General features: G+C 62.4%; 32 protein-coding genes. 18 read left to right on the forward strand and 14 right to left on the reverse strand.

All coding sequences use genetic code 11. The features are described from left to right. The first annotated feature begins 219 nt into the window (after positions 1 to 219). Both ACVILI_RS15835 and ppx read left to right on the forward strand, forming a co-directional pair. Complete coding sequence (locus ACVILI_RS15835) at positions 220 to 2,421, forward strand: RNA degradosome polyphosphate kinase (protein WP_027046695.1); 2,202 nt, start codon at positions 220 to 222, stop codon at positions 2,419 to 2,421. Continuing rightward, entirely contained in the window at positions 2,421 to 3,956 is a 1,536-nt protein-coding gene (ppx, locus tag ACVILI_RS15840; protein ID WP_038645997.1) for an exopolyphosphatase, read from the forward strand. Before ACVILI_RS15835 ends, ppx begins: the two co-directional genes overlap by 1 nt. A 21-nt stretch (positions 3,957 to 3,977) precedes the next feature. On the opposite strand, the gene ACVILI_RS15845 is transcribed toward ppx, so the two are convergent. The 4 genes from ACVILI_RS15845 to ACVILI_RS15860 form a co-directional block, all read right to left on the reverse strand. Beyond that, positions 3,978 to 4,400 carry a DoxX family protein gene (locus tag ACVILI_RS15845; RefSeq protein ID WP_038646000.1) on the reverse strand — a complete coding sequence of 141 codons (423 nt, stop codon included), beginning with the start codon at positions 4,398 to 4,400 and terminating at the stop codon, positions 3,978 to 3,980. 154 nt (positions 4,401 to 4,554) lie between these two features. After that, on the reverse strand, positions 4,555 to 4,977 hold the full coding sequence (locus tag ACVILI_RS15850; protein ID WP_019857403.1) for a DoxX family protein: 423 nt from the start codon (positions 4,975 to 4,977) through the stop codon (positions 4,555 to 4,557). Between the two features lie 177 nt (positions 4,978 to 5,154). Continuing rightward, positions 5,155 to 6,552: a class II fumarate hydratase gene (gene fumC, locus ACVILI_RS15855; RefSeq protein ID WP_038646004.1), complete on the reverse strand. Its 1,398-nt coding sequence runs from the start codon at positions 6,550 to 6,552 to the stop codon at positions 5,155 to 5,157. A gap of 256 nt (positions 6,553 to 6,808) precedes the next feature. Further along, on the reverse strand, positions 6,809 to 7,321 hold the full coding sequence (locus tag ACVILI_RS15860) for a cupin domain-containing protein (RefSeq protein WP_051112825.1): 513 nt from the start codon (positions 7,319 to 7,321) through the stop codon (positions 6,809 to 6,811). Between the two features lie 110 nt (positions 7,322 to 7,431). Between ACVILI_RS15860 and ACVILI_RS15865 the strand changes: the two genes are divergently transcribed. After that, a complete protein-coding gene (locus ACVILI_RS15865) occupies positions 7,432 to 8,397 on the forward strand; it encodes a LysR family transcriptional regulator (protein ID WP_019857406.1) in 966 nt (321 codons plus the stop codon). A 12-nt stretch (positions 8,398 to 8,409) separates the two neighbouring features. On the opposite strand, the gene ACVILI_RS15870 is transcribed toward ACVILI_RS15865, so the two are convergent. Together ACVILI_RS15870 and betI are read right to left on the reverse strand one after the other, a co-directional pair. Continuing rightward, positions 8,410 to 8,493 carry a hypothetical protein gene (locus tag ACVILI_RS15870; RefSeq protein ID WP_245307261.1) on the reverse strand — a complete coding sequence of 28 codons (84 nt, stop codon included), beginning with the start codon at positions 8,491 to 8,493 and terminating at the stop codon, positions 8,410 to 8,412. Between the two features lie 108 nt (positions 8,494 to 8,601). After that, entirely contained in the window at positions 8,602 to 9,240 is a 639-nt protein-coding gene (gene betI / locus ACVILI_RS15875; RefSeq protein ID WP_020628828.1) for a choline-binding transcriptional repressor BetI, read from the reverse strand. Positions 9,241 to 9,324: 84 nt separating this feature from the next. Between betI and choX the strand changes: the two genes are divergently transcribed. Then, positions 9,325 to 10,263, forward strand: coding sequence for a choline ABC transporter substrate-binding protein (gene choX, locus ACVILI_RS15880; protein ID WP_019857408.1), 939 nt, complete (start codon positions 9,325 to 9,327; stop codon positions 10,261 to 10,263). Next, on the forward strand, positions 10,260 to 11,096 hold the full coding sequence (locus ACVILI_RS15885) for an alpha/beta fold hydrolase (RefSeq protein ID WP_051726772.1): 837 nt from the start codon (positions 10,260 to 10,262) through the stop codon (positions 11,094 to 11,096). The genes choX and ACVILI_RS15885 overlap by 4 nt, the downstream gene beginning before the upstream one ends. Positions 11,097 to 11,193: 97 nt before the next feature. On the opposite strand, the gene ACVILI_RS15890 is transcribed toward ACVILI_RS15885, so the two are convergent. Next, a complete protein-coding gene (locus ACVILI_RS15890) occupies positions 11,194 to 11,976 on the reverse strand; it encodes an NIPSNAP family protein (protein ID WP_019857410.1) in 783 nt (260 codons plus the stop codon). A gap of 148 nt (positions 11,977 to 12,124) precedes the next feature. On the opposite strand from ACVILI_RS15890, the gene ACVILI_RS15895 reads away from it, so the two are divergent. Next, positions 12,125 to 12,679: a TetR/AcrR family transcriptional regulator gene (locus ACVILI_RS15895; RefSeq protein WP_240564734.1), complete on the forward strand. Its 555-nt coding sequence runs from the start codon at positions 12,125 to 12,127 to the stop codon at positions 12,677 to 12,679. Positions 12,680 to 12,686: 7 nt separating this feature from the next. On the opposite strand, the gene ACVILI_RS15900 is transcribed toward ACVILI_RS15895, so the two are convergent. Then, positions 12,687 to 13,775 carry a LacI family DNA-binding transcriptional regulator gene (locus ACVILI_RS15900; protein ID WP_019857412.1) on the reverse strand — a complete coding sequence of 363 codons (1,089 nt, stop codon included), beginning with the start codon at positions 13,773 to 13,775 and terminating at the stop codon, positions 12,687 to 12,689. 225 nt (positions 13,776 to 14,000) lie between these two features. Here ACVILI_RS15900 and ACVILI_RS15905 point away from each other — a divergent pair, with 225 nt between their 5' ends. From ACVILI_RS15905 to ACVILI_RS15915, 3 genes are all read left to right on the forward strand, one after another. Next, on the forward strand, positions 14,001 to 14,840 hold the full coding sequence (locus tag ACVILI_RS15905; RefSeq protein WP_027046697.1) for an ABC transporter substrate-binding protein: 840 nt from the start codon (positions 14,001 to 14,003) through the stop codon (positions 14,838 to 14,840). A gap of 96 nt (positions 14,841 to 14,936) precedes the next feature. Next, positions 14,937 to 16,478, forward strand: coding sequence for an amino acid ABC transporter permease/ATP-binding protein (locus ACVILI_RS15910; protein WP_038646006.1), 1,542 nt, complete (start codon positions 14,937 to 14,939; stop codon positions 16,476 to 16,478). A gap of 56 nt (positions 16,479 to 16,534) precedes the next feature. Further along, positions 16,535 to 17,656: an NAD(P)/FAD-dependent oxidoreductase gene (locus ACVILI_RS15915; RefSeq protein ID WP_038646008.1), complete on the forward strand. Its 1,122-nt coding sequence runs from the start codon at positions 16,535 to 16,537 to the stop codon at positions 17,654 to 17,656. A 39-nt stretch (positions 17,657 to 17,695) separates the two neighbouring features. Here the strand turns inward: ACVILI_RS15915 and ACVILI_RS15920 are convergent, their stop codons facing one another. Next, a complete protein-coding gene (locus tag ACVILI_RS15920; RefSeq protein ID WP_240564733.1) occupies positions 17,696 to 17,920 on the reverse strand; it encodes a hypothetical protein in 225 nt (74 codons plus the stop codon). 71 nt (positions 17,921 to 17,991) lie between these two features. Next, a complete protein-coding gene (locus tag ACVILI_RS15925; protein WP_240564732.1) occupies positions 17,992 to 18,363 on the reverse strand; it encodes a hypothetical protein in 372 nt (123 codons plus the stop codon). Positions 18,364 to 18,423: 60 nt separating this feature from the next. On the opposite strand from ACVILI_RS15925, the gene ACVILI_RS15930 reads away from it, so the two are divergent. Next, positions 18,424 to 19,557 carry a metallophosphoesterase gene (locus ACVILI_RS15930; protein ID WP_038646010.1) on the forward strand — a complete coding sequence of 378 codons (1,134 nt, stop codon included), beginning with the start codon at positions 18,424 to 18,426 and terminating at the stop codon, positions 19,555 to 19,557. A 58-nt stretch (positions 19,558 to 19,615) separates the two neighbouring features. Here ACVILI_RS15930 and ACVILI_RS15935 read toward each other — a convergent pair whose 3' ends face one another. Next, entirely contained in the window at positions 19,616 to 19,804 is a 189-nt protein-coding gene (locus ACVILI_RS15935) for a CsbD family protein (RefSeq protein WP_019857418.1), read from the reverse strand. 166 nt (positions 19,805 to 19,970) lie between these two features. Here ACVILI_RS15935 and ACVILI_RS15940 point away from each other — a divergent pair, with 166 nt between their 5' ends. From ACVILI_RS15940 to ACVILI_RS15975, 8 genes are all read left to right on the forward strand, one after another. After that, positions 19,971 to 20,639: a glutathione S-transferase family protein gene (locus ACVILI_RS15940; protein WP_038646012.1), complete on the forward strand. Its 669-nt coding sequence runs from the start codon at positions 19,971 to 19,973 to the stop codon at positions 20,637 to 20,639. Between the two features lie 45 nt (positions 20,640 to 20,684). Next, a complete protein-coding gene (locus ACVILI_RS15945) occupies positions 20,685 to 21,014 on the forward strand; it encodes a YciI family protein (protein ID WP_019857420.1) in 330 nt (109 codons plus the stop codon). A gap of 458 nt (positions 21,015 to 21,472) precedes the next feature. After that, positions 21,473 to 21,682 (forward strand): cold-shock protein, encoded by a 210-nt coding sequence (locus ACVILI_RS15950; RefSeq protein WP_010915421.1) that lies wholly within the window; start codon positions 21,473 to 21,475, stop codon positions 21,680 to 21,682. A 343-nt stretch (positions 21,683 to 22,025) separates the two neighbouring features. After that, positions 22,026 to 22,253: a hypothetical protein gene (locus tag ACVILI_RS15955; protein ID WP_027046702.1), complete on the forward strand. Its 228-nt coding sequence runs from the start codon at positions 22,026 to 22,028 to the stop codon at positions 22,251 to 22,253. Next, positions 22,253 to 22,660, forward strand: a complete 408-nt coding sequence (locus tag ACVILI_RS15960; RefSeq protein ID WP_010915422.1) for a hypothetical protein — start codon at positions 22,253 to 22,255, stop codon at positions 22,658 to 22,660. Before ACVILI_RS15955 ends, ACVILI_RS15960 begins: the two co-directional genes overlap by 1 nt. Position 22,661: 1 nt before the next feature. Next, on the forward strand, positions 22,662 to 22,826 hold the full coding sequence (locus ACVILI_RS15965; RefSeq protein WP_084791485.1) for a hypothetical protein: 165 nt from the start codon (positions 22,662 to 22,664) through the stop codon (positions 22,824 to 22,826). A gap of 4 nt (positions 22,827 to 22,830) precedes the next feature. Beyond that, the gene (locus ACVILI_RS15970) at positions 22,831 to 23,211 is read left to right on the forward strand and encodes a YkgJ family cysteine cluster protein (RefSeq protein WP_019857423.1); all 381 of its coding nucleotides are present in this window, start codon (positions 22,831 to 22,833) and stop codon (positions 23,209 to 23,211) included. Positions 23,212 to 23,316: 105 nt separating this feature from the next. Then, positions 23,317 to 23,928: a LysE family translocator gene (locus ACVILI_RS15975; protein ID WP_019857424.1), complete on the forward strand. Its 612-nt coding sequence runs from the start codon at positions 23,317 to 23,319 to the stop codon at positions 23,926 to 23,928. Between the two features lie 14 nt (positions 23,929 to 23,942). Here ACVILI_RS15975 and ACVILI_RS15980 read toward each other — a convergent pair whose 3' ends face one another. From ACVILI_RS15980 to ACVILI_RS15990, 3 genes are read right to left on the reverse strand one after another with little or no spacing between them, the layout of a single operon-like run. After that, positions 23,943 to 24,326, reverse strand: a complete 384-nt coding sequence (locus ACVILI_RS15980) for a nuclear transport factor 2 family protein (RefSeq protein WP_019857425.1) — start codon at positions 24,324 to 24,326, stop codon at positions 23,943 to 23,945. 15 nt (positions 24,327 to 24,341) lie between these two features. Further along, a complete protein-coding gene (locus ACVILI_RS15985) occupies positions 24,342 to 24,785 on the reverse strand; it encodes an OsmC family protein (protein ID WP_019857426.1) in 444 nt (147 codons plus the stop codon). A 33-nt stretch (positions 24,786 to 24,818) separates the two neighbouring features. Continuing rightward, positions 24,819 to 25,829, reverse strand: a complete 1,011-nt coding sequence (locus tag ACVILI_RS15990) for a zinc-dependent alcohol dehydrogenase family protein (protein WP_038646020.1) — start codon at positions 25,827 to 25,829, stop codon at positions 24,819 to 24,821. Positions 25,830 to 25,874 lie beyond the last annotated feature (45 nt).

The following is a 25,874-nucleotide window of genomic DNA, read 5'->3' on the forward strand; positions in this document are numbered from 1 at the left end:
CTTAACGCAGTCTCGCATGCATCTGGATCATAACAGGTCTCTTTGCAAGATCGATGAAATGAAACTGTCGCAAAAGCCTGTCAGAGGATAAGTTGAGCCGGTTAAGCGTGTGACCGCGGATGCCAAGCGATTCCGCGACTGATAACGCTTTACGAAGGCATGTTAGAGCGTTCATCGCCATCTGGCGGCGCTCCAAGGGAACGGTTGTGGGCAGGGACAATGAACGAACTGAAGCCGGTGCAGAGCGAATTCGTCAATGTCGAGGTGGCCAGTTCAGAGGGCGGCAACCCGGATCGCTTCGTCAACCGTGAGTTTTCCTGGCTGCAATTCAATCGTCGCGTTCTCGAGGAATCGCTGAACACCCACCATCCGCTGCTGGAGCGCGTTCGCTTCCTGTCGATCTCGGCGGCCAATCTCGACGAATTCTTCATGGTGCGCGTTGCCGGCCTCGCCGGCCAGGTGCGCGAAGGAATCACGCTGAAAAGCCCCGACGGCCGCACCCCCGAACAGCAGCTCGAACAGCTGCTGCGCGAGGTCGAGCGGCTGCAGGAAGATCAGCAGAAGAGCCTTTCGGCTCTGACGGTGCTGCTCAACAAGGAAGGCATCGAGAGCATTACGCGCGATGCGCTGACCAAGGACGAGAAGGTCTGGCTGGAAGAGCATTTCCAGGACCAGGTGTTTCCGGTGCTGACCCCGCTGTCGATCGACCCGGCGCATCCGTTCCCGTTCATTCCCAATCTCGGCTTCTCGATGGCGCTGCAGCTGCGCCACCGCAAGAATGGCGAGGAGATGAGCGCGCTTCTGCGCCTGCCGGTGGCGCTGAAGCGCTTCATCCGGCTTCCCGATCGCAAGCACCATGTTCGCTTCATCCCGCTGGAGGAGGCGGTCGGTCTCTATATCGGTAAGCTGTTCCCCGGCTACGAGGTCAAGGGCTCCGGCACATTCCGTATCATCCGCGACAGCGATATCGAGGTCGAGGAAGAGTCGGAAGATCTGGTGCGCCTGTTCGAGACGGCGCTTAAGCGGCGGCGCCGTGGCTCGGTGATCCGCATCGAGTTCGACAGGCTGATGCCTGGGGAATTGCGCGATTTCGTGGCCGGCGAGCTCGGCGTCTCGTCGAGCCGCATCAGCGTCTTGACCGGTCCGCTGGCGCTCAGCCAGATCTCCGAGATCGTCGCTGTTCCCCGCGACGACCTGAAATTCACGCCCTACAATCCCCGCTTTCCCGAACGCATCCGCGAGCATGGCGGTGACTGTTTTGCCGCCATCCGCGAGAAGGACATCATCGTCCACCATCCCTACGAATCCTTCGACGTCGTCGTGCAGTTCCTGCGCCAGGCCATGGCCGATCCGGAAGTGGTGGCGATCAAGCAGACGCTCTACCGCACCTCCAACGACAGCCCCATCGTGCGCGCGCTGGTCGACGCGGCCGAAGCCGGCAAGTCGGTGACCGCGTTGGTCGAGCTAAAGGCGCGCTTCGACGAGGAAGCCAACATCCGCTGGGCGCGCGACCTCGAGCGCGCAGGGGTGCAGGTCGTGTTCGGATTCCTCGAATTGAAGACCCACGCGAAAATGTCGCTGGTGGTGCGGCGCGAGGACGGCAAGCTGCGCAACTACGTGCATCTGGGCACCGGCAACTACCATCCGGTCACCGCGCGTATCTACACCGACCTGTCCTTCTTCACCACCGATCCGACGATCGCCCGCGACGTTGCCCAGCTGTTCAATTTCATCACCGGCTATGCCGAGCCGACCGCCGAAATGCGGCTGGCTATCTCGCCATTCACGCTGCGCAACCGCATCCTGCACCACATTTCCGACGAAGTCGCCCATGCGCTGGAGGGAAAGCCGGCGCGCATCTGGATGAAGATGAACGCGCTGGTCGACCCGATCATCATCGACGCGCTCTATGATGCCAGCCGCGCCGGGGTCGAGATCGACCTCGTCGTGCGCGGCATATGCTGCCTGCGGCCGCAGGTGCCGGGCCTGTCGGAAAACATCAGGGTCAAGTCGATCGTCGGCCGCTTCCTCGAACACAGCCGCATCTATTGTTTTGGCAATGGCTATGGCCTGCCCTCGGACGAGGCGATCGTCTATATCTCCTCCGCCGACCTGATGCCGCGCAATCTCGACCGTCGCGTCGAGACCATGGTGCCGATCACCAATCCAACTGTGCATGAACAGGTTTTGGGCCAGATCATGCTGGGCAATATCATGGACAATCAGCAAAGTTTCGACGTATTGGCTGATGGAACCTCCCGGCGCGTGGTGCTTGAGGAGGGCGAGGAACCGTTCAACGCGCAGGAATATTTCATGACCAATCCGAGCCTGTCGGGACGGGGTGACGCGCTGAAGTCGCACGCGCCCAAGCGCATTGCGCAGTTCAAGCGCCGCAAGAAGAACGCTGCAGCGTCCACCTGATGCTGTCTGATTCCCAGGGCCGGCTGCAGGACCGCCGACCGCTATCCATCATCGACATCGGGTCGAATTCGATCCGCCTCGTCGTCTATGAGGGGCTGGCGCGCTCGCCGACCATGCTGTTCAACGAAAAGATGCTCGCCGGTCTTGGCCGTGGCATCGTTTCGACCGGAAAACTCGACCCCGAGGCGGTGACCCGCTCGATGGAAGAGTTCCGCCGCTTTCGCGCGCTGTCCGATCAGGCGGGCGCCGAGCATATGTATGTCTTGGCCACGGCAGCCGCGCGCGAGGCGATCAACGGTCCCGATTTCATCCATCGCGCCGAAGAGGTCCTCAAGACCGAGATCCGCGTGATCAGCGGCCGCCAGGAAGCCTACTATTCGGCGCTCGGCGTCATCTCCGGCTTCCACCCGGCCAATGGCATCGCCGGCGATCTGGGCGGCGGCAGTCTCGAACTGGTCGACGTCAATGGCGAGGCGATCGGCGACGGCATAACGCTGCCGCTCGGCGGCCTGCGCCTGCAGGACATGGCGAAGAACTCGCTTGCCCAGGCACAGAAGATCGCGCGCGACGAACTGGCGCGCGCGAAGCTGTTGAAAGGCGGGCAGGGCCGGCCCTTCTACGCCGTCGGCGGCACCTGGCGAAACCTCGCCCGCCTGCACATGGAGATGACCAACTACCCGCTTGGCGTCATGCACCACTACGAGATGTCGGCCGACAGCGCGACGAATTTTCTCAAGCAGGTGGCCAAGGCCGAGATCGAGAAGGTCAAGGGGATCGAGGGCGTCTCGAAGAACCGCCGCTCGCTGCTGCCCTATGGCGCCATCGTGCTGCAGGAGATCATGGCGGCGATGCAGCCGTCGAAGATCATCGTCTCGGCGCTCGGCGTGCGCGAAGGCTTCCTCTATTCGCTGCTCGACGAGGCCGAGCAGAAGGCCGATCCGTTGATCTCGGCGTCCGAGGAACTCGCCCGTTTGCGCTCGCGCTCGTTCACCCATGCGCATGAATTGGTCGACTGGACGGCCAAATCCTTCGCGGCCTTCGGCATCGACGAGACCGAGGACGAGGCGCGCTACCGCCACGCTGCCGCATTGCTGGCCGACATCGGCTGGCGCGCGCACCCGGAATATCGCGGCAGGCAATCGCTCAACATCATAGCGCACGCCTCTTTCTTCGGCGTCGACCATCCCGGCCGCGCCTTCCTGGCTTTGGCCAACGCCTATCGTCACGACGGCATCTTCAACGAATCCATCGCACCTGAAATCAAGGCGCTGGCTACGCCGCGCTATCTCGAGCGGGCTCGCGTGCTGGCGGCGATGATGCGGGTGGTCTACCTGCTGACGGCCTCGATGCCCGGCATCATGCCTAGGCTGAAATGGGAGCAGCGCGCCAACGGCGTGCTGGCGCTGGTGTTGCCGGCATCGCTCTCCGATCTCTATGGCGAGCGGCCGGCCGGCCGCCTGGCGCAGTTGGCTCGGATCACCAACCGCAGGCTCGTGCTGGCGGTGGAGGGTGGACCGAGCGTGTCGGTCAAATAGGGCGTTCTTGCTGACTGAGGCTCAGGTTACGTCAGCACCGATAGCGAAACCGCGCCCGTCCGCCGACCAGGCGCCGGCGCCGGCCATGGCCAGCGCCAGGAAGCCGCCTGATATCGCAATGTCCTTCATCAGCATCTGCTGGTGCAGGAAGGCGAGCATCGCATCGCCGGCCCCTTGGCCGTGATGGCCGATGAAGCCGGCAACGACGCAGAAGGCCGCCAAAAGCAGCGCCACGATCCGGGTCTGAAACCCGATGAGGATCAGCAAGCCGGCGATCAGCTCGAACAGGCCCGTGCCCCAGGCGGCGAGCGTCGGCAGCGGCAGGCCGAGGCCGGCAAAATAATCGGATGTGCCGGCAATGTTGGCGAGCGCCTGGAAGCCGGATGGTACGAACAGCACGGCAAACAGCAGTCGCGAAACCAGAAGCAATGCATCGCGGGTCATGGCCACCTCCCTTGCCGGCGCCCTCTGGGCTCGAGCCGGCTGCCCGAAGTCTACGCCTGTGAGGCCTCCGCCGAAACCGGACCGGCTATTCCAGACAACGAAAAAGCGGCGCGGAAAATTCCGCGCCGCTTTGTCGAGGCTTGGGAGGGAAGGTTCAGCCGCGCTTGGCGTCGATCGAATAGGCGCCCGCGCCCGATGAGGCCAGCAGCAGGAAGCCGCCGGTGATGGCGAGGTTCTTGAGGAACTGGATCATCTGCATCTGGTCGGCCCAGCCGGTATGGGCGACCAGCCCGGTGGCGACGGTGAAGATCGCGAGCACCCAGGCAGCGACACGGGTCTGGAAACCGACGAGGATGGCGAGGCCGCCGAGCAGTTCAATCAGGCCAACGACCACAGCCGTTGCGGTCGGAGCGGGCAGGCCGAGGCCGCCAAAGTAGGCAGCGGTGCCGGAAATGGCGGTGAGCTTGCCGAAACCGGAAAGCAGGAAAATGACCGCGAGCAGGATGCGGCCAAGCAGGATGGTGACAGAGCTGTTGGACGCGGTGCCGGCGCCTGCGGCGGAAGTGTTGATGGACATGGTGTCTCTCCGAATGGGTTGAATGACCCTGAGATAGACGATGCCGACTGTTCACCAAAGCCGCTGATGCGGCGACACATTGTTCACAGGTTATCCGTTTCCGTGAACGGCGAAAAAGCGCGAAATTCGTATCGGGTGATGCGGGGGCGGGAGTAAATTCTCCCGCCGAAAAGCACCTTACCCCGGATGCGTCATGTCCTCCGGGCGCACCAGCCGGTCATAATCGGCCTCGCTGACCAGCCCCGTGGCCAGCGCTTCCTCGCGCAGCGTGGTGCCGTTCTTATGCGCCGTCTTGGCGATCTTGGCGGCGTTGTCGTAGCCGATGGTAGGCGCCAGCGCCGTCACCAGCATCAGCGAGCGGTTCAGTGATTCACGTATATTGTCCTCCCGCGCGACGATGCCGACGACGCAATTGTCGGTGAAGGAGACCGATGCATCGGCAAGCAACTGCACCGACTGCAGGAAATTGTAGGCCATCAGCGGATTGTAGACATTGAGCTCGAAATGGCCCTGGCTGCCGGCGAAGGTCAGCGCCGCATTGTTGCCGAACACCTGTACGCAGACCTGCGTCATCGCCTCGCACTGGGTCGGATTGACCTTGCCCGGCATGATCGAGGAGCCGGGTTCGTTTTCCGGCAGCGACAATTCGCCGAGGCCCGAGCGCGGGCCTGAACCGAGGAAGCGGATGTCGTTGGCGATCTTGAAGAGTGCTGCCGCCGCCGCGTTGATGGCGCCGTGCGAGAACACCATGGAATCATGTGCCGCGAGCGCCTCGAACTTGTTCGGCGCGGTGACGAAAGCGATGCCGGTGATGGCGGCGATGCGATCGGCCACCTTTTCGGCAAAACCGACTGGCGCGTTAAGGCCGGTGCCGACGGCGGTGCCGCCTTGCGCCAGTTCCTGCAGGCCGGGCAGCGTCATTTCGATGCGCTTGATCGAGGAGGCGACCTGCGCCGCATAGCCGGAAAATTCCTGGCCCAGCGTCAGCGGCGTGGCATCCTGCGTATGGGTGCGGCCGATCTTGATGATGTGATTGAAGGCCCGGGCCTTGGCGTCCAGCGCCTTGTGCAGATGATGCAGCGCCGGGATGAGATGATGGACGACCTGCTCTGCGCAGGCGATATGCATGGCCGTCGGATAGGTGTCGTTCGACGACTGGCTCATATTGACGTGGTCGTTTGGGTGCACCGGCTTCTTCGAGCCCATCGCCCCGCCCAGCATCTCGACCGCCCGGTTGGAGATCACCTCATTGGCGTTCATGTTGGACTGCGTGCCCGAGCCGGTCTGCCAGACCACCAGCGGGAAATGATCATTGAGCTTGCCGTCGATCACTTCCTGGGCGGCGTCGACGATCGCCTTGCCGACGACCGGATCGAGCCGCTTCATCTCCATGTTCACTTCGGCCGCGGCGCGCTTGACCACTCCCAGCGCACGCACGATCGAAGCCGGCTGCTTTTCCCAGCCGATCTTGAAATTACCCAGGGAACGCTGCGCCTGGGCGCCCCAATAACGGTCGGCGGCAACCTCGATGGGGCCGAACGTATCGGTTTCGGTTCTGGTCTTTGCAGCGGTCACGGGTCTCTCCTTGTCGAAGTCGGCAACGGCGTATCGCGTTGCACAAATGGCTTCAAGCGGAGATTGCGCGCGAGACGGATGCAAATCGGTTGAAGGAACGCCTCCGCCTTCTCCCGTAAGGAAAGAGTGCGGAGGCGCGCGTCGGCTTGCCGAGGTCAATGTCCTGAACGACCAATCGGGCCAGCGCATGATGCCGAAAAGTGTGAAGCGGTTTTCGGATGACATCCGCCTCTATCTCTTTGAGTTAGAGGCAGATTCAGATTTCAGGTCGATTCGACCTGAAATCATCCTGCTCTAGCGGCGGACCAACAACGTCGATGCCATTCTTTGCGCAGAGCTGCACCAGTGCCGCGATGAGTTCCGGCGTCGGTTCCATTTGCGGCGGCAACTCCGGCTGTTTGGCGGGGCGGCCCGCCTGACGCAGAAGCGTTTCGAAATCCGCACCGCGTGTGATGGTCAGGGTGTTCGCCCCTTCGCGCGACTCAACCCGGTAGGTGTGCGGGAGGCCTTTCGGTGCAATGACGGTTTCGCCGGCGTCCGCGATGCGTTCGCGGCCGTCGATCTGAAAGCGCAATCTTCCGTTCAGGATGTGAAACACTTCGTCTTCCCGACGATGCACATGCAGCGGCGGAGAGTCGCCGTAAGGCATGCGATGCTCGACGACGCAGATGCCGTCTTCTCCAGCGGTCGATGAGACGTGGATCGCGACAAGCGTGTTGTTGAACCAGAGGAGTTCCTTGCCTGTGATGGTCCCGGGGGTCATTGTCATGGCTGTCTGATCCTTCTGTTGCCTGTGCCGACTGGGCTGTGCCGACGACGACCTAACCAAAGACATGCCGGCAACGGAAATCGAATGATCGTATGGGGCGAATTGATCTGATGAATTTGAACGCGCTCGACCTCAATCTCATCAAGGTATTCGACGCACTCCTGCGGGAAAGAAGCGTCACGCGTGCCGGCGAGCAGATCGGCCTCAGCCAGCCAGCCGTCAGCGCTGCGCTCAATCGCTTGCGGTATATCCTCAACGACCAGTTGTTCGTGCGACGCGGCAATGAAATGATGCCGACGCCGCGCGCCGAGAGCCTTGCGGAGCCGTTGCGCGCGGCACTTCGCGAAATCGAACGTGTCTTCCAGTCGTCAAGAAACTTCGAACCGGCGGAACTCGACCGAACCTTCACGCTCATGGGGGCAGACTTCTTCTCCATGCTGCTGATGCCGTTTCTGGCGGCACGCATCGCTGTGATAGCGCCTCGCGTGTCGTTCCGCTTTCTGGACAGTGCTCGTGGCGACGTTTCGCGGCTGCTTCAGGACGATGAAATCGACGCAGCGCTCGAGCGTCCGCTGGAGGTCTCCGACTGGGTCTCAAGCACGCCCCTGTTCCATTCACCATTCGCTGTCATCGCCGCGGACGACAACGCTGCGATCAGGCAGGCGGGGATCGCGGAAGGCGAGCCTCTGCCGATCCAGCTTTTCTGCGAGTTGCCGCACGTCCTTCGCTCTATCGATGGCTCGATGTCGGGCTCCACCGACGAGGCGCTTCGCAAGATCGGGCGAACGCGTCGTGTAAGCCTGGCGCTGCCGCACTTTCAGGCTGTCGCATTGGCAGTGGCAAACGGAAACTACCTCGCCGCGGTTCCTAGGCAGTTCGCGGTTTGGGCCGCGAAGACTTTGCCCCTCGTCATCTTTGAACCGCCACTTCCCATTGCTGTTCCTGAAGTCAGGATGTACTGGCACGCGCGCCACGACGACGAGCCGCCTCATCGCTGGGTTCGCAACCAGATCCTGGAGGCGATAGAGGCTCTTGGATTTCTGGAAAGCGTCGCCACTGAAATTGTCGGCGCCTAGCGGCCGGGTAGCTCACCCCGCCGTGTACCCGCCGTCGATCGCGAAAATGCCACCGCTCGTCCAGGCCGCCTCGTCGCTGGCGAGATAAACCGCCATGCCGGCGAGGTCGTCCGGGCGGCCGATGCGGCCCAGCGGATTAGCTGCGTTCTCCGGCTGCCGATGCTCGGATGGGACAAGTACGGCCAGCTGGCAGCCAGGGCAGGTCTACGCGCCGACGGTCGCAGGCTGGTGCATGGCCAGGCGCGCGGCGACGAAATCCTTGACCTGGCGGATCGCCTGTTCGCGCGAGACGCTGCCTGGTTCCAGGCCGAGCCGCAGCCAAAGCCCGTCGATCAGCGCGGTGACGCCAAGCGCGATTTCGTCGGCTTCGCCGGGCAAGGCAAGGCCGTGCAGGCCGGACAACAAGTTCGAACGCATACGCGCGTGCAGCACCTTCTGGATACGCGCCAGCTTCTCGTCGCGCGGCACCTCGGCGCACAGCGAAAGCCAGGCATGGCAAAGAGGCGGCAGGAACAGATGTTCCTCGAAATTGCCGTCGATCACCGCATCGAGCCGCTCCATCGGCGTGCGCGCCTGGCGAAGCCGGGCGACCACGGCGTCGCGTAGCACGGCGTTGGCCTCCCGCATCGCATGCTCGAACAATTCCTGCTTGTTGCGGAAATAGTGCAGCACGATGCCCTTGGAGGCGCCGGCATGGGCGGCCACCTTTTCCAGGGTAGCACCCGCAATGCCTTCGCGCTCCAGCACCGCGAAGGCGGCCTGCCGCAACTCCTTGCGGCGTATGTCGCTGAGACGCTTGAGTTTCACGGCTTCCATCCAGGCATTGCGAATCCACGTTGACATTTTCGTCCGTGCAGATCAAGAATTGACCGGCGGGACAATAAAAAGACCAATTGGTCAAAATCACTGATGACGAGGAGAATCTAAATGGTCCGCATGCTTGCAAATGGCGTCTGTATTGCAGCCCTGACGCTGGGTGTTCATGCGGCTCAGGCAGCCGAGGCCGAGCAGTGCAGGGCGGTCCGCATGGCCGAACCGGGCTGGAACGATCTTGCCTTCACCACCGGCGTCGCCAACGTCCTGCTCGATGCGCTCGGCTACCAGCCGCAAAGCTCGGTGCTCGGCATCAACGTCATCTACGAAGGCATGAAGAACAACGATCTGGACCTGTTCCTCGGCTACTGGGATCCGGCCATGGTCACCTATTACGAGCCCTACAAGAAGGATGGCTCGGTCGAGAATGTCCGCGTCAATCTCGAGGGCGCAAAATACACCTTCGCCGTTCCGACCTATGTCTGGGATGCCGGTGTCAAGGACTTCGCCGACCTGCACAAATTCGCCGACAAGTTCGGCAAGAAGATGTACGGCATCGAGCCCGGTTCCAACCAGTTGATGATGGACGCCATCGCCGATCCATCGCTCGGTCTCGATGGCTGGCACGTGGTCGAGTCGAGCGAGGCCGGCATGCTTTCCGAGGTCGGCTATGAGATCAAGGAAAAGCAGTTCATCGTCTTCCAGGGCTGGGCCCCGCATCCGATGAACACCATGTATGATTTCAAATATCTGACCGGCGGCGACAAGTTCTTCGGCCCGAATTTCGGCGCCGCGACGGTGACGACGCAGGTGCGCAAGGGCTATCTGCAGCAGTGCCCCAATGTCGCGCAGTTCCTCAAAAACCTCGCCTTCGACATCGATTTCGAGAATGTCGGCATGGGTTACCTCATCAATGACGGCATGAAGCCGGAGGACGGGGCGCTGAAGGCGATCACGGCGAACAAGGGCCGCCTCGACGCCTGGCTCGCCGGCGTCACCACCTTCGACGGCAAGCCCGGCCTTGCCGCGGTCAAGGAGAAGCTCGGCCTGTGACATCGGTCACGCTGGAAGCGGCCCCGGATGCCTGGGCGGAGCAGGACGCCTGGGCCGATCGCAAGCAATTCATCAATCCAGCCGGCCTGGAGATCGCCTATGTCGAGATCTCGGGCGCCGAGCCGGCGCTGGTTCTGGTGCACGGCTTCACCGACACCAGCCGCAGCTTTTCGCTCCTGGCGCCGCATCTGGCCGGCCGCCGGCTGATCATGCTCGATCTACGCGGCCATGGCGCGTCGTCGCCGGGCAAGGGCTTCGGCATCGCCGACTTCGCCGATGACATTGCGGCCCTGATCCGGCATTTGCAACTCGATCAGCCTGTTGTCGTCGGCCATTCGTTGGGCGCCATGGTGGCCATCGCCTTGGCTGCGCGGTACAAGGAACTCATCGGCGGACTGGTGGTCATGGCCGGCACGTTGAAGCCCGATTTCGCATCGGATCATCCACTGGTCGCGGGTGTGCAGGCCCTGCGCGACCCGATATCGCCGACCGACCCGTTCTATGACTGGTGGCATGCCTGCCGGCCCGGCGTGCCCCAGGCGTTTCTCGCCGGCCTGGCGAATGACGCATCGGCCATGCCCGCGGCGCGCTGGCGCGCCATCCTGGAGGAGATTTGCCGCGCCGACCTGACCAGTGCGGCTCAGGGAGTGCGAACCCCAACGCTGATAATCGCCGGCGGGTGCGACCCGCTGTTCGGTGAGGCGCACCAGCAGGCGCTGTGGCGTTGCTTGGCGGGGGCACGCCTCTTGCGTGCCGAGGCATGTGGCCACAACCCGCATTGGGAGAACCCGGCCTTTGTCGCTCGGGCCATCATCGAGGCATTCGAAGCCTAGAGCAGTTCACCGTTTCGCGGAAACGGCGGACTGCTCTAAATCTTCGTTTTGACGCAATTCCGGACGGAAAACCGTTCACACGTTTCCTGGAATTGCTCTAACGCCCGACCAGGGATCGCGACGTGGGCGACAGCCGCAAGGTCTCGATTGGTTTGGCCAGATCAAGATGAGCGGTTTGCCAGAAGGCCTGCCATGCCGGCGCGGCGGCGAGGGCGGCTTCCTGGCTTGCATGCGCCTCGGTGCCGTCGAACCGGGCGATGGAAAGGAAGACGTTTTCGCTGGCCCGCACCGGCAGCCGCGGAAAACTGTTTTGAGCATGTTCCGTGACAAAGGCGGCGAGCAGGCGTACGCCGTGCGCCTTCATCATGGGTGCCGCCTCCACCGCGAAGCGACTGGCGAATTCGGTCTCTGCTTCCGATCGCAAATGATGAATCCGGATGACAACAATACCGCCCAAACGGTTCTCATTGCTGGAGTTTTCCTGCTCGGCAGAAGCCGGCCGCTGAAGCCTTGACAGGTCGAAGCCTGCGCCCGGCCATGCCGGCTTCAGCAACAGCACATCGTCGGAATCGATCATCGTCGCATTGGCCGCGTCGCGGTGCGCTGTCCAGACCCGGCCGTCGTAGAAGGCGGCCAGCGCCTCCTTGCGGACATCCATGCTGTCGAAGCCGCGCAGCCAGACGAACATGTCCGGACGGTCCAGATCGCTGAACTGGCCGATGACAGTCATTCCAGTCGCCTCCTGGCTCTCGATGAATTCCCGGTCAAAGAGGGCAATCAGCGTTTCGCGCTGCCCTGGGTTCAAGGTGTACTGCCTCAACTCGACGACGGGTGAGGCAAGCATTGCGGCCTGCGGAGCGGCGTTCCGGGGCAGGTTCATCGGCAGTCTCCAAAAACAGGGTGATCATCCTGTTTATAAACAAACCGGTTGTCCTGTTTTGTCAACTTGCTATTGTCGCGCAATGTCAGCAGAGATGACCAATCGACCAGGCCCAAGGCCAAGAAACCGCGTCAACGACCCCGAAGGTATGCGCCGGAAAGTGCTCGATGTGGCCGAGGCCGCGTTTCAGGCGCGCGGCTATCACGCGTCCAGCCTCGGCGACCTGATGGCGGCGGCTAAGGTCAGCGGCGGCGCGCTGCATCATCACTTCCCGACCAAGAAGGCGCTGGCGATGGCGGTGATCGAAGAGCGCGTGGCGGCAGCGGTCGAGGCGACATGGATCGCGCCGGTAAAGACGGCGGCTTCGGCGCGCGAAGGGGTGCGGGCCGTGTTCGAGGCTGTCGCGGCGGAACTCGAGCAGCAGGGTTTCGTGCGCGGCTGCCCGCTCAACAATCTGGCGCATGAACTGTCGCTCGCCGATCCGGATTTCCGCGCTGCCCTTGCCGGCATCTTCGCGGCCTGGCGCCAGGCGATCGCCGACAAGATCAAAGCCGACCAGCAGGAGGGCAGGGAGCAAGGCATCGATCCCCAGCATTTTGCGGCACTTGCCGTCGCCAGCTATTCCGGCGCCATGTCAATGGCCAAGACGGCGCAGGACGCAGGCCCATTGCGCGACTGTCTGGCGGCACTCGGCCAAGCCTGAGCCGCAGCTACGCGCGCTTGACGATGGCGTTCGAGGGCGGGCCAACCGACCCGCGCTCGAAGATCGATGTTGGCAGAATGAGCCTTTCCGCAGGGCGCGGATCTCCCTTCAACCGCCGGATGAGCAATTCCGCGACACTCTTGCCAAGCGCGTAGACGGGCTGGTCGATGACGGTAATGGGTGGCGTTGTCACGCTCGTCCAGTCCGCATCATGGAAGGTGATCAGCGAAATGTCCTCGGGAACCCGCAAGCCGCGTTGGCGGATCACCTTGAATATCTCCAGCGCTATGACGCTGTCGGATGCAAGGATTGCCGTCGGCCGATCTGGCCCGGTCAGCACCGCGTCGGCCACCCTGCGCGTTTCGGCGGGGCTTGTTGCACCAAGCCGAACATAGCGTTCTGGCCGATCGATCCCGGCATCCCGGCACACTGTGAGGAACCCGTCGATGCGCTCGCGAACCGACGAGGTGTAGATCTGTCCGAGATCGCGGTACTCATGCCCTTCGGCGTCGACCGCGGTCACATAGGCGATGTTGCGGTGTCCGGCATCCACAAGAATGCGGGTCGCCCGCATGGCGATGCCGCGATCGTCGACCGTGACTGTATCGACGTCCAGATCGGGCAGCGCCCTGTCAAGCAAGGCAAGCGGCCGGCCTGAACGATGGATGTCGCGCAAGTGCGAGATGTCACGCGATTCCGATGGCGTGACGATCAGCCCGTCGACGCGCTTGCCGATCAACAGCCGCACGGCTGCCTTCTCAACGTCGATTCTCTCGCCGGAATTGGCCAGAATGACGTTGAACCCGGCTGCCCTTGCCGCATCGCTGATGCCGCGCACCGCGAGGCTGAAGAACGGGTTCTCGATGTCGCCGACAACCACCCCGATGATGCCGGACCGGCCGGTCGTCATGCTGCGAGCCAACTCGTTCGGACGGTAGTCCAGCGCCTTGGCCGCGGCCATGACGTCCGCGCGGATCGTATCGCTGACGACGCCGTATCCGCCGAGCACGCGCGCGGCTGTCGCTTTTGATACGTTTGCCGCCCGGGCGACATCGCTCACCGTTATCGACGGGGTCTTGGGCGCGGTTCTTTTCATCGGATGAACGACTACAAGAGTTGTTGACGGAAGGTCAATCTGGCGATAACGATTATCAAAGAGACCGGTCTCAATCAATAAGAGACCGGTCTCTTTGAAGAAAATTGCGAGCCGGTACGCGTAACGGGACGTCTTGCACATGCAGCGGTCGCGGTGGCGGGCGATGTCAAGCGCGGGCTCGACATAAATACCAACAAGAACAGACCTTCAGAGTGGAGAGAAGACATGAGCAGGACAGGAATTCTCAAGTCGTTGATGTCACCGATCCGGATTGGTGTGGTGGCTCTTTTGGCCATGGGCATCGGCGCCGGATTGGCTTCGGGAGCCGCCGCAGATGACAATCCCTATGGTCTTATTGATGCGAAAGTCATTTCCGTTGGGACGATGGGCGATGCCAAACCCTACGCTTTCACCCAGGCGGATGGCACGTTCACCGGCTTCGACATCGAATTGTTCCGCAACGTCGCCAGCCGCCTTGGATTCAAGCCGGACCAGGTGATCTTCACCGGTCAGGAATTCTCGGCGCTGATGCCTTCGGTTGCGAACGGACGCTTCGACGTCGCGGTCGCGGCGATCGGCACGACGGAAGCGCGCAAGAAGACCGTCGATTTTTCAGACGGGTATCTTGCGGGCTATCTTTCTGTGCTTACCTCGGACAAGGCGATCACGTCGGCCGACGGGCTCAAGGGCAAGCGCCTCGGCGTCGTGCAGGGGACGCTCCAGGAAATCTACGCGGCGAAGAACTTTGTCGGAACCGATCTTGTCAAATTCCCCGACAACAACTCCGCCGTTTCAGCACTCAACAATGGAACCGTCGACGCGCATTTCCTCGATTATGAGGCCGCCAAGCAGTATGGCGAGCGCTATCCCGGCCTGAAGATCGCAATCAACATCCCGTCCTTCGATGCCCCGGCCGGCTTCGTGGTGCGCAAGGGCAATGACAAGTTCCGTGGCGCCTTGAACACCGCCCTTCACGCGGCCATGCAGGACGGAACCTGGAAGACGCTCTACGAGAAGTGGTTCCCCGGTTCGCCGATGCCTGACCAGTATCTCCCCAAGAAGTAACCGCACCCGGCCGCCGGCACAAAAGTCGGCGGCCGGACCTTACGCTTCCGCGCTTGATGGCGGACGATGCGGACAGCGCAACCGAAAGGCGGGCGAATGGACTGGCTTGAAAACTTGCGGCGCAGTTTCCTCGACTGGCAGGCCATGGCGGACGTGCTGCCCAGCATGATCACCATCGGATTGAAGAACACCTTGATCCTTGCGGCCGCGTCCACGGTGCTGGGTGTCATTCTTGGCATGATCCTGGCAGTCATGGGCATCTCGCAATCGCGTTGGCTGCGCATTCCCGCCCGGGTCTACACGGATATTTTCCGTGGCCTTCCGGCGATCGTCACGATTCTGCTGATAGGCCAGGGCTTTGCCCGCATCGGCCGTGAAATCTTTGGCCCTTCGCCCTATCCGCTTGGCATTCTCGCCCTCAGCCTGATCGCCGGCGCCTATATCGGCGAAATCTTCCGCTCGGGCATCCAGAGCGTCGAGCGCGGGCAGATGGAGGCCTGCCGGGCGCTCAGCATGAGCTACGGCCAAGGCATGCGCCTGATTGTGATACCGCAAGGCATCCGCCGCGTCTTGCCGGCCCTGGTCAACCAGTTCATCGGCAACGTCAAGGATTCGAGCCTTGTCTACTTTCTCGGTCTGCTCGCGTCGGAGCGCGAGATTTTCCGCGTCGGTCAGGACCAGGCGGTGGTCACCGGAAACCTCTCTCCATTGCTTCTGGCCGGTGTTTTCTATCTCGTCATCACCGTGCCGCTGACCCATGTGGTCAATTACATCGACAATTCGCTGCGCGTCGGAAAGCAAAAGGCCGGCCTCGTCACCAGCGGCCTCGCCGAAGTGAGCGAACTGGAGAGCGCCATCAGCCGCCCGCGCTCCGAGGCCGGCCCTGAAGGCAACACTGCGCTTCCCCGCTTCAAGGGCGGCAGTCTCACCATCACCGGTCTCGACATGGCCTATGGCAATCTCGATGTCCTCAAGGGGGTCAGCCTGAAGGTCAAACCGGGGACGGTCACCTGTGTCATCGGCCCCTCAGGGTCGGGCAAGTCGACCCTGCTGCGCTGCCTCAATCGCCTGGTCGAACCCAAAGGCGGGGACGTGCTGCTCGATGGCGCGAGCATACTGGCAATGAAGCCTGAAAAACTGCGCCGGCGTGTCGGCATGGTTTTCCAGCATTTCAATCTGTTTCCCGATCACACGGCCTTGGAAAACGTCATGCTGTCGCTGACCAAGATCAAGGGCATTCCGGTGCAGGAGGCCGAGCGCATCGCCGAGGCGCGCCTGGCTGATGTTGGCCTTGCCGCCCGCAAACACCATCGTCCCGGCGGTCTTTCCGGCGGACAGCAGCAGCGTGTGGCAATCGCCCGTGCGCTGGCAATGGACCCGGAGGTCATCCTGTTTGACGAGGTGACGAGCGCTCTCGATCCCGAACTGGTGAAGGGCGTTCTCAACCTGATGGCGGACCTCGGCCGGCGCGGCATGACAATGGTCGTGGTGACGCATGAAATGGGCTTTGCCCGCAAAGTCGCCGATCAGGTCGCCTTCATGGATGAAGGCCGCGTCATCGAGGTCGGCACGCCTGCCGCGATCTTTGACACGCCGAAAAGTACGCGTCTGAAGCACTTCCTTGCCGAAGTGCTTTGATCGCGCATGAGCCCCGAGACGGCTCCAATCCAACCTCACCAGTGAAAGAATATCCCATGGCTACACCACGTTCGGTCTCAAAGGTCGTTGTTGTCGGGGGCGGCATTTTCGGCGTCTCCTCGGCCGTTCATCTTGCAAGGCTCGGCATCCAAACCGTCCTGGTCAATGATGGACCGCTCGCCAAGGGAGCCTCCGGCCGTTCGCTCGCTTGGCTCAATTCCGCGCGCAAGCGATCGGCTGAATATCATCGCCTGCGCATGATCGGTATCGATCGCTACCGGACGCTGTCGGCGAGATACCCTGATGCCGCCTGGCTGCGTTTCGACGGTGGCCTGACATGGGACGCGGATGACGCCTCGAACGAGATCGACGATGTCTTCGCCCACGAAAAAGACCTCGGCTATGACGCGCAACATCTGTCCGCGGACGCCATAGCCTCGGTCACGCCAGGTGTCGCAGCAAGCGCCGTCACACCTCAAGGCGCGATCTTCAATCCCGGCGAGGGCTGGGTCGACCTGCCGTCGCTGATCGAGATATTGATTGCGGAGTTCGTGGAGCGTGGCGGGCGACTGGTCACCGATGCCGGAAGCGCCGCGGTCACGGTCGTCGACGGTCGTGCCACCGGCGTCACTACGACAAGCGGCATCAGCCTTGCTGCCGACGCGATACTCCTGGCGACCGGCGGCGATGTGCCGCGTATGGTTGCGGACTCCCGCCAGTATATCGCCGATGGGACGCCGATCGCGCTGCTCGTCAGGACCAAGCCGGTCGACTTGCCCCTTCGGGCCGTGCTCAACACGCCGCGCGTCGCCATCCGGCCGACGCCGGACGGAGCCCTCGCGCTCGATTCCGCCTGGTCTGAAGAAGAGGTGGTGGTCAATTCGGACGGCACCTATAGCGTAAAGGCTTCGACCATTCAGGGGCTTCTCAACGAAGCCTCGAAGGTTATCGAGGGACATCCGAAGTTGGAATTGCAAAGCTACGGTGTCGGACCCAAGCCGATCCCCGGAGACGGCGAGCCGGTCTTTGGCCAGTTGAAGGATATCCAGGGATATTATGTTGCCTTCAGCCACAGCGGCGCAACGCTTGGCCTGATCGCGGGCGAGCTGCTTGCCGGCGAGATCGCCAGCGGCATTGAGCATCCGCTGCTTGCGAACTTCCGTCCAAGCCGCTTTTGATCAGACCAGTCCAAAGGCTTCTTTCGCGCCATGGACCCTCTACTCGGCCAGCGGCTTGATCGTCTCGTAGCCGTTGACCGATTCCGCGCTGGTGCCTTCATCATAGCGCCGGGCAAGGGACGCCTGCAGATCGGGCGCATAAAGCGCGGTGAACGTATCGAGCGTCTCGCCGGCGCCGTTCTTGAAGGTCTCCTTGACAGCCAGAACGTTGTATTTGCAGCCGCCTAGGCTGAAGGTTTCCTTGCCCTCGACGACCAGCGTCAACGTCTTGGTGGCCTTCGGCTGCTTGGCCGGCGACAGCTCGACGAACTCGATCGTGCTCTTGGTTCCCGCCTTCAGCGGAAACAGTTTTCGCAGGTCGGAAAAAACGGGATCATTGCCAGCCGGCCGATGTCGCTGTCGCGAAAAACCTCGATCAGGCCGGCGAACAGGAACTGCTTTTGCGGTGACTGCGACTCATAGGTGTTGGCGACGGAGATCATCCCGCCGGCGACGGGCCGAAACTCGCTTTGAATGCCTGGCCGTGCCAGGATGCCCCGTTTTTCGCGGACTTCGCATCGACACATGGACCGGCAAACGCAACACCTGCCGGCAGCAAAACCGCCAATGCCATGCCGATAAGCGCGCTCTTCATGGCTTTCCCCGTTTCTTGCGAATACAAGCGCAGGTAGAAGTTGGCAGACGTTCATGGCGATGTCGATGGTCAAGGCAGTGCCGGTATTGCCGAAACTGGACGGACGGACGTCGCTTGTGCTGAAATTCCGCCGATGATGAATCACCAGGGGCCACAATTGCTGTCACGTCGCAGCTTTCTGATGCAGGCCGCGGGTCTTGCCGCGGCCGGCGCGCTTTCACGCCCGGCGTTCGGCCAGACCGGGCAGCGCATCCAGCCCATCGACGCCACCTTCCTGTTCATCGCCGATGTCCATGCCTGCCGCATGGCAAGCGGCCTCAGCCCCAACTGCCAGCAGGAGGGCAAGACCGACGTCGCGCTGCTGCGCAATGTCGCGGCGCTGAACGCCATCAACGACAAGCACTGGCCGGCCGAGATCAACGGCGTCGCCACCGGCTTGCGTTCGGCCGGCAACCGGATCGGCATGCCGCTCGGTCTTGTCGTCGGCGGCGACATCACCGACGATGGCGGTGGCCAGATCACCCAGCCGAGCGAGGGCACGCAACTGCTTCAGTTCAGCCAGCGCTATAGCCAAGGCGTTGGCCCGGATCGCGTCCACATGCCGGTCTATGTCGGGCTCGGCAACCATGATCTCGACCAGAACGGTCCGCCGCACCATGTCGACTGGTACCGGCGTGAATTGCGCGACTATGTCGAGGTCAACCACCGCCCCGGCGTGTTCTTCAAGCCACCGGTGCCGGCCACCAGCTACGATGTCGACACTGACTGCTATTCATGGGACTGGGGCGGCCTGCACCTCGTCCAGACGCATCGTTTCACCGGCGACACCGGTCACGGCGCCGACTCGAGCCTGCCTTGGCTCAAGCAGGATCTGGCGACCTATGCGGCGGATGGCCGCCCCATCATCCTGTTCCAGCACTACGGCTGGGACACGTTTTCGACGGAGCGATGGGATCCCGCCAAGCGCACCTACGACGATAAGGGCGCCGGTACGCCGCACTGGTGGGGCGAGGCCGACAGACAGGCGCTGTTGGCGGTGCTGAAGGGCTACAATGTCGTCGGCATTTTCCACGGCCACCAGCATGACACACCGCTGATCTACCGCCGTGACGGGCTCGACCTGTTCAAGCCGAAGGCCGCTTATATGGGAGGGTTCGCCGTGGCCCGGGTGACCAGCGATGGCATGGACGTGGCGCTGGGCGAGGCGACCGACGACCAAGGCGGGGTCAACTTCACCAACGCCTTCAGCAAGGGCTGGAGCACGTGAAAAAGGCGGCCCTTGGCGGCCGCCTTTTCGAAAGGCCACGACATGTCTCGATGCGGGATCAGAACGCCTTCTTGACCTTGTCCTTCACGTCGCCATAGGCCTTCTGCACCTTGCCGGCGACCTTGTCGGCCATGCCCTCGGCTTGGGTCCGCCTGTTGCCGGTCGCCTTGCCGGCAGCCTGTTTGACCGAGCCCTTGACCTGCTTGGCCAGACCGGCGACCTGATCCTTGTTCACCATGTTCCGCATCTCCCGGGAGTTTGAATTCGGGGCAATTCGTCCGCCGGGAACAAACGGACCGGTGTCGGTTAAGTTCCAGGTGTGGTCGTGGAACAAGATGGCTGCGCGGACCCGCTTCCGGTGGCAAGGCTGGCAGGATAGGTTGCGCGGACGCACCGCACGCATGGGGAGAAAAATGGCGGAATTCACGCTCTACATAGGCAACAAATGCTTCTCCTCGTGGTCGCTGCGGCCATGGGTGGCGATGAGGCATCTGGAGATCCCGTTCGAGGAAGGTTTTGTGCGGCTGCGTACGCCTGAGACCTTTGCCAATCTGGCGAAAGTGTCGCCGACCGGTCAGGTGCCAGTCCTGAATCACAAACCGTTGCAGGGAGGACGCAGGATCGTCTGGGAAACCCTTGCCATCCTTGAATATCTCGCTGACCTGTTTCCCGAGAAAAAGCTCTGGCCGACCGATATCGGCGCCCGTGCCCTGGCGCGCGCGGCGGCAACCGAGATGCATTCCGGTTTTCGCGAGGTGCGCTATGGCTGGCCGATGAATTTGCGGCGGCCGAAGGGGCACAAGCCGCTCGACGCCGAAGGGGAGGTGCAGCGGGCACGCATCGAGGCGCTGTGGCGTGAGTGCCGCGAGAAATACGGCAAGGGCGGTCCATTCCTGTTTGGCCACTTTACCGCGGCCGATGCCATGTACGCGCCGGTCGTCACCCGCTTCGACACGTATGGCGGCGAACTCGCGCCCGACACCAGGGCCTATGTCGACGCCGTGCTGGCAATGCCGGCGATGCGGCACTGGTATGCAGAGGCGGCGGAGGAGCCATGGCCGGAGCCGGGGCCGGACGAATAGACCGAACAAAGGTCGGCAATAAGATTTCACTCTGGAGGAGGATCGATGGCCAGCAACGAAGCACCACGTGAAGCCGCGACGACAAGGATTTTCCATTGCCGGCTGATCCCACCGCGGCCAGACTTCGCCTTCACCATGACGGACGAGGAGAGGGAACTGATGAGCCGGCATGCCGACTATTTGCGCGCCAAGCTGTGCGAGGGCACCATGATCTTGGCTGGCCCGGTCGCCGATCCGGCCGGCCCTTGGGGCCTGCTGATCCTGCGTGCCGGCAGCGAGGCCGAGGCAAAGGCGGTGACCGATGGCGATCCAGTGGCAAGGTCAGGCCGCGGCTTCCGCTACGAGATTCTGCCGATGATCAGCACGATTATGTAGGCAACACCGCGAGCTAACGGCCCGGCCCCGGCCATAGCGCCTCGAGCATCTCAGGCACAAATAAGAACGCCCCTCGCACCGGTTATTGTGCGGGAGGCGTCCTTTTGTCAGCATCCCTGAGATTGCTCTCTGAAATTGCTGACCCAAAGAAATGCGCTGGCGTGGGATTGGTTCCAGGGTTGTGTGGTTTTTTGCGGGAGGCTGATCTTTCTGCCGTTCATCAGTTGAGGCTCTATTCGCGTGACAACCTGAAATTGAATCTGGGCTTTTGGAAAACCAGAAATTGACTCGGCGGCAAAAGCAGTCTAGAAGAACTATGTCGATATTTGTTTGACTGACTTTTGTTATCCGCGCACGCATGCGCGCCTTTGACGAACTTCCCCATCAAAAATCGAGACAAAAATCGCTGTGCAGTCGCACCGCGATTACCGAATATTTGCCATGGAAAGGGTTCGTTTATGAGCACCGGCACAGTTAAATGGTTCAACGCCACCAAAGGTTTTGGTTTTATTCAGCCTGACGACGGCTCGGCCGACGTTTTCGTCCACATCTCGGCCGTAGAGCGCGCCGGCATGCGCGACATCGTCGAGGGCCAGAAGCTCGGTTACGAGATGGTCCGCGACAACAAGTCGGGCAAGATGTCCGCCGACCAGTTGAAGGCGGCCTGAAGAACGAATTCAGCCCTCCCGGTGACCACGGATGTACTGGCACTGGTGAAGGGCGAATTCTGGCGCGTGGTCTTGGAAACCTGAGTTTCCAAGACACCTCATGCGCATGAGGGGTTTGCCTTGTGCATCCAAAAAGGGTGCGCGGCGCTCCAGGGAAGGTCAGGCGGTGCCTGGCCTTTTTCATTTTACGCTTGCTGCCACCGAAAATGCGCTGCGCATCGGGCCGAACGTGCTAAGGACGCCTTAGCAATTTTGAACCCGATGCCGTGTTGCTTTGTGCGTGGTCCCGACCGAAGACCCGGTCTCGCCCTATCAGCACCAGGCTCCTGACAGGAGAAAGATTTTGACCGCCCATTCGAAGACCGCCGCCGATCCGGCGGTGTCGCTGTTCAGCAAGACGCAAACCCAGTCGATGTCGCTCAATCGCATCCTATCCGAGCGCGATGCCGTCAGCGAGGCGCGGGAAGCCAAGACCGCCCGCTTGCGCGAACTGCGCCTGGAAAAGGAAGCGGAAGAGATGGCGGCAGCCGCTGCACTCGCGGCGCAGCCGAAACGAGCCGGAAAACGCTGATGGCCACCAAGCGCGTACCGCCAACGCCGATCGCAGCCGATGCGACCATCGCCGACATGGTCGAAACCCTGGACAAGCCGGTCGAATATGTTCGCCGTGTTCTGGAGAAGCTCGAACGCTGCAAGCGTGCCCATGGCGATGCCCAGGTGCGCGTCGGCGTGCGCGGCCGCGCCGAGGCCCCGAACTACCTGATCGAATACGTTCGCGAGGACAAGAAGACCCTGGAGCGGGTCACCTATCAGGATGCCGCCTATAGCGGCAGCACGCATCGCGAACTGGCGCCGCATCACATTGCGGAAGCCAGGAACTGGTCGCCCGAGGAAATGAACATCACGGCGGTTTCGGCGCTGATCGGCCGCTTGCGCAATCCGCGCGCCCCATCATCGCGTTTCGCCGACGAGGACTGACATGGCCATCAAATTCTCCGCCAAGGACCAGCCGGTAGCACCGGCTCCCGCAGCAAAGCCGGCCAAGCCGGCGGCCGCGAAAGCCAGCGAAGCCGCCGACCCCGCGACCGATCTGTTCAAGTCACCGGTCGAATCGCCGGCGCGCAAGATAGGCAAGAAGAAATAGCGCCTTGCCGCGGGACGCCGATCGCAATCCTGCCGCGCCGGGCCTGCTCGCCCTCGTCGCTGCCGCAAGCCTTTCCTCACAACGCGACGCCGCACCGCTCTTCGACTGCCAGAGCTGCGGCGCGTGCTGTTCCTATTCGGCCGAGTGGCCGCGCTTCTCCACCGAGGACGATGCGCAGCTCGACCGCATCCCTGAAAAATATGTAGCCCTCGACCTGTCCGGCATGCGCTGTGAGGGCGTGCGCTGTTCGGCCCTGACCGGCGAAGTCGGCAAGTCGACCGCTTGCGGCATCTATGAAACGCGACCGGATGTGTGCCGTGCCTGCATGCCTGGCGACGAGGAGTGCCTGATGGCAAGGGCCGCGCACGGGCTGGCGGTGGGGTAGTTCCATCCCCCGCTTTGCGGCTCAAGGAAACGCCAATCACCGCCGCTTGCCTCACCTTGCGCCACCCGATAGCTTCCATGTCGGGCAGGCCATGGAGAAACCATCGTGAGCATCGAGTTTCTGTTGACGTCGCTGATCGTCGTGGCCTCGCCCGGGACCGGCGTTCTCTACACGCTGAGCGCCGGACTTTCGCGCGGTGCGCGGGCTTCGATCATTGCCGCCTTCGGCTGCACGCTTGGCATCATCCCGCACATGGCCGCCGCCATCACCGGCCTTGCGGCGCTGCTGCACACCAGCGCGGTCGCCTTCGAGACGCTGAAATATCTCGGCGTCGCCTATTTGCTCTATATGGCCTGGAACACGCTGAAGGAGAAGGGCGGCCTCAGCGTCGAGGACAATGTCGCGCCGCGCTCGGCCGGCAAGGTGATTGCCACCGGCATCCTCGTCAACGTGCTCAACCCGAAACTGTCGATCTTCTTCTTCGCCTTCCTGCCGCAATTCGTCAGCACCACCGAGCCCAATGCGCTGTCGAAGATGCTGGAGCTCAGCTCCGTCTTCATGCTTTTGACCTTCGTGGTTTTCGTCGGCTACGGCATCTTCGCCGCTTCGATCCGGAGCCATGTCGCCTCGCGGCCAATGGTGCTGACCTGGATGCGGCGAACCTTCGCCGGTGCGTTTGTCATGCTCGGCGCCAAGCTGGCATTGGCTGATCGGTAGCTGCGACCGGCCAACTATCCCTTCACATAGCCCATCGCCTCGACGATGCGTCCGTCCTCTACACGCATCAGATTGACGCCGCGGACGGAGTTGCCGTCGGCCATCCAGTAGCGCCAGCGGATGGTCGCCCGGTCGCCGGCGACAAAGGTCTCCTCGAGGTCGAAGCGCGTGTCCGGCTGGGTGGCGATCGCCGACCACAGCTGGACGCAGGCTTGCCGTCCCGCATGACGGGCGCCATCCGGCGCCGGCGCGGTGTTTTCGATGACGCACTCTTCGGCAATCAGTTCGGGAAGTGCGGACGGGTCGTGCAGCTGAAACACATCGTTGAAGCGCCGTATGATCTCGGCCGTCTGTCCGGAGCGGTCGTCTGGATGGGGGGTGATAATGCTGTCCTTCATCTCGTCCTCCTGATGTTACTGTGCCGTGGTCGCGATGAGCTCGGCCTTGAGCGTGATGGAGGCCACGCCAGCCAGGGCGCGCGAAACAAGGCATGTCGTTTTCGCCCTCTCCGCGAGGTTCTGGAATTCATCCGGAGCAAGACCCGGAATCTCGGCTTGCGCCTCAAGCTCGATGCGGGTGATCGTCGGTCCCGCGGCGGTTGCGCCGAGATGCACCTTGGCGACGGTGCTGATGCTCGTCGGTATATGGTGGGCTGTGCCCAGTATGGCGCTCAGGGCCATCGAGAAGCAGCCGGCATGCGCCGCGGCGATCAGCTCTTCCGGGTTGGTGCCTGGACCGTTCTCGAAACGCGACGGGAAAGAATAGGCGCCTTCGAAGACGCCGCTGCCGAGCCTCACCCTGCCTGAACCCTCTTTCAGCGTCCCTTGCCACTTCGCCGAGGCTTCGCGAATTGTCATTGCCGTTCTCCTTAGGTTTGAGACATTGACGGGTCAGGCGCCGTCGACGACCACCTTCCCGAAGACGTCGCCCTGCTGGAAATAGCGATAGGCATCGCGGGCCTCTGTGAAGGCAAAGACCTTGTCGATGACGGGCCGCAGTCGGTACTGCGAAACAGCGCGCAGCATGGCTTCGAGATTGCTCCGGTTGCCGACGAAGAGGCGGCTGATGGTGGCGAGGCTGCGCTGGTAGAGTGCCGCCGGGATTTGGATCGATCCGCCTTTCGCATCCTGCAGCGTGAGCAGCACGATGTGTCCGTAAAGCGTGCTGGCGATCAGCGACTGCGCGAAGGTCGCCGGGCCACCGGTCTCGACGACGAGATCGACGCCGCCGGTCTGGTCACGGACGGCCGCGCCCCATTCGGCCATATCCGACGTCGAGATCACAAGGTCGGCGCCCAGCGCCCGTAACCTGTCGGCTTTCTCTGCGCGCGAGGTGACGGCGGCGACGCGGCAGCCGAGCAGCTTGGCGAACTGCAGTGCAAACAGCGAGACGCCGCCCGAACCGATGACCAGAACCCATTGGCCGGGCTTGGGAATTCCGGCACTCGTCACCGCGTTCCAGGCGGTCACGCCGGCGCAGCTCAGCGTCGCCGCCTCATGCCATTCGAGATGATCGGGCAGGCGCGCCGCCCATTGTTCGTCGAGAACCGCGTATTCCGCCAACATGCCGTCCAGCGTGCAGCCGAGCTGGTCGATGAGCTCGGCGTTGATACGGCCGTCGATCCAGCGGGCGAAATAGCTGCCGGTGACACGGTCACCGACGGCGAAGCGGGTGACGGTATCGCCGATGGCGACAACGTCACCAGCCCCGTCGCTCAGGGGGACGATGCCCTGGCGCGGCGTAAGCGGATAGGTGCCGTTGAGGATCATCGTGTCGCGGCGGTTCAGCGAGGCGGCACGGACGCGGACCACGATTTCATGCGGTTTCGGCCGAGGCTCTGGCTCGTCGCGCATCATCAGGCATTCGGTTCCGCCCGACCCGTCAAGACGATAGCTGCGCATAATTTTGCCTCCGATATGTAGACTGATCTACATATTATGTAGACC

The organism is Mesorhizobium sp. USDA 4775 (assembly GCF_054062655.1).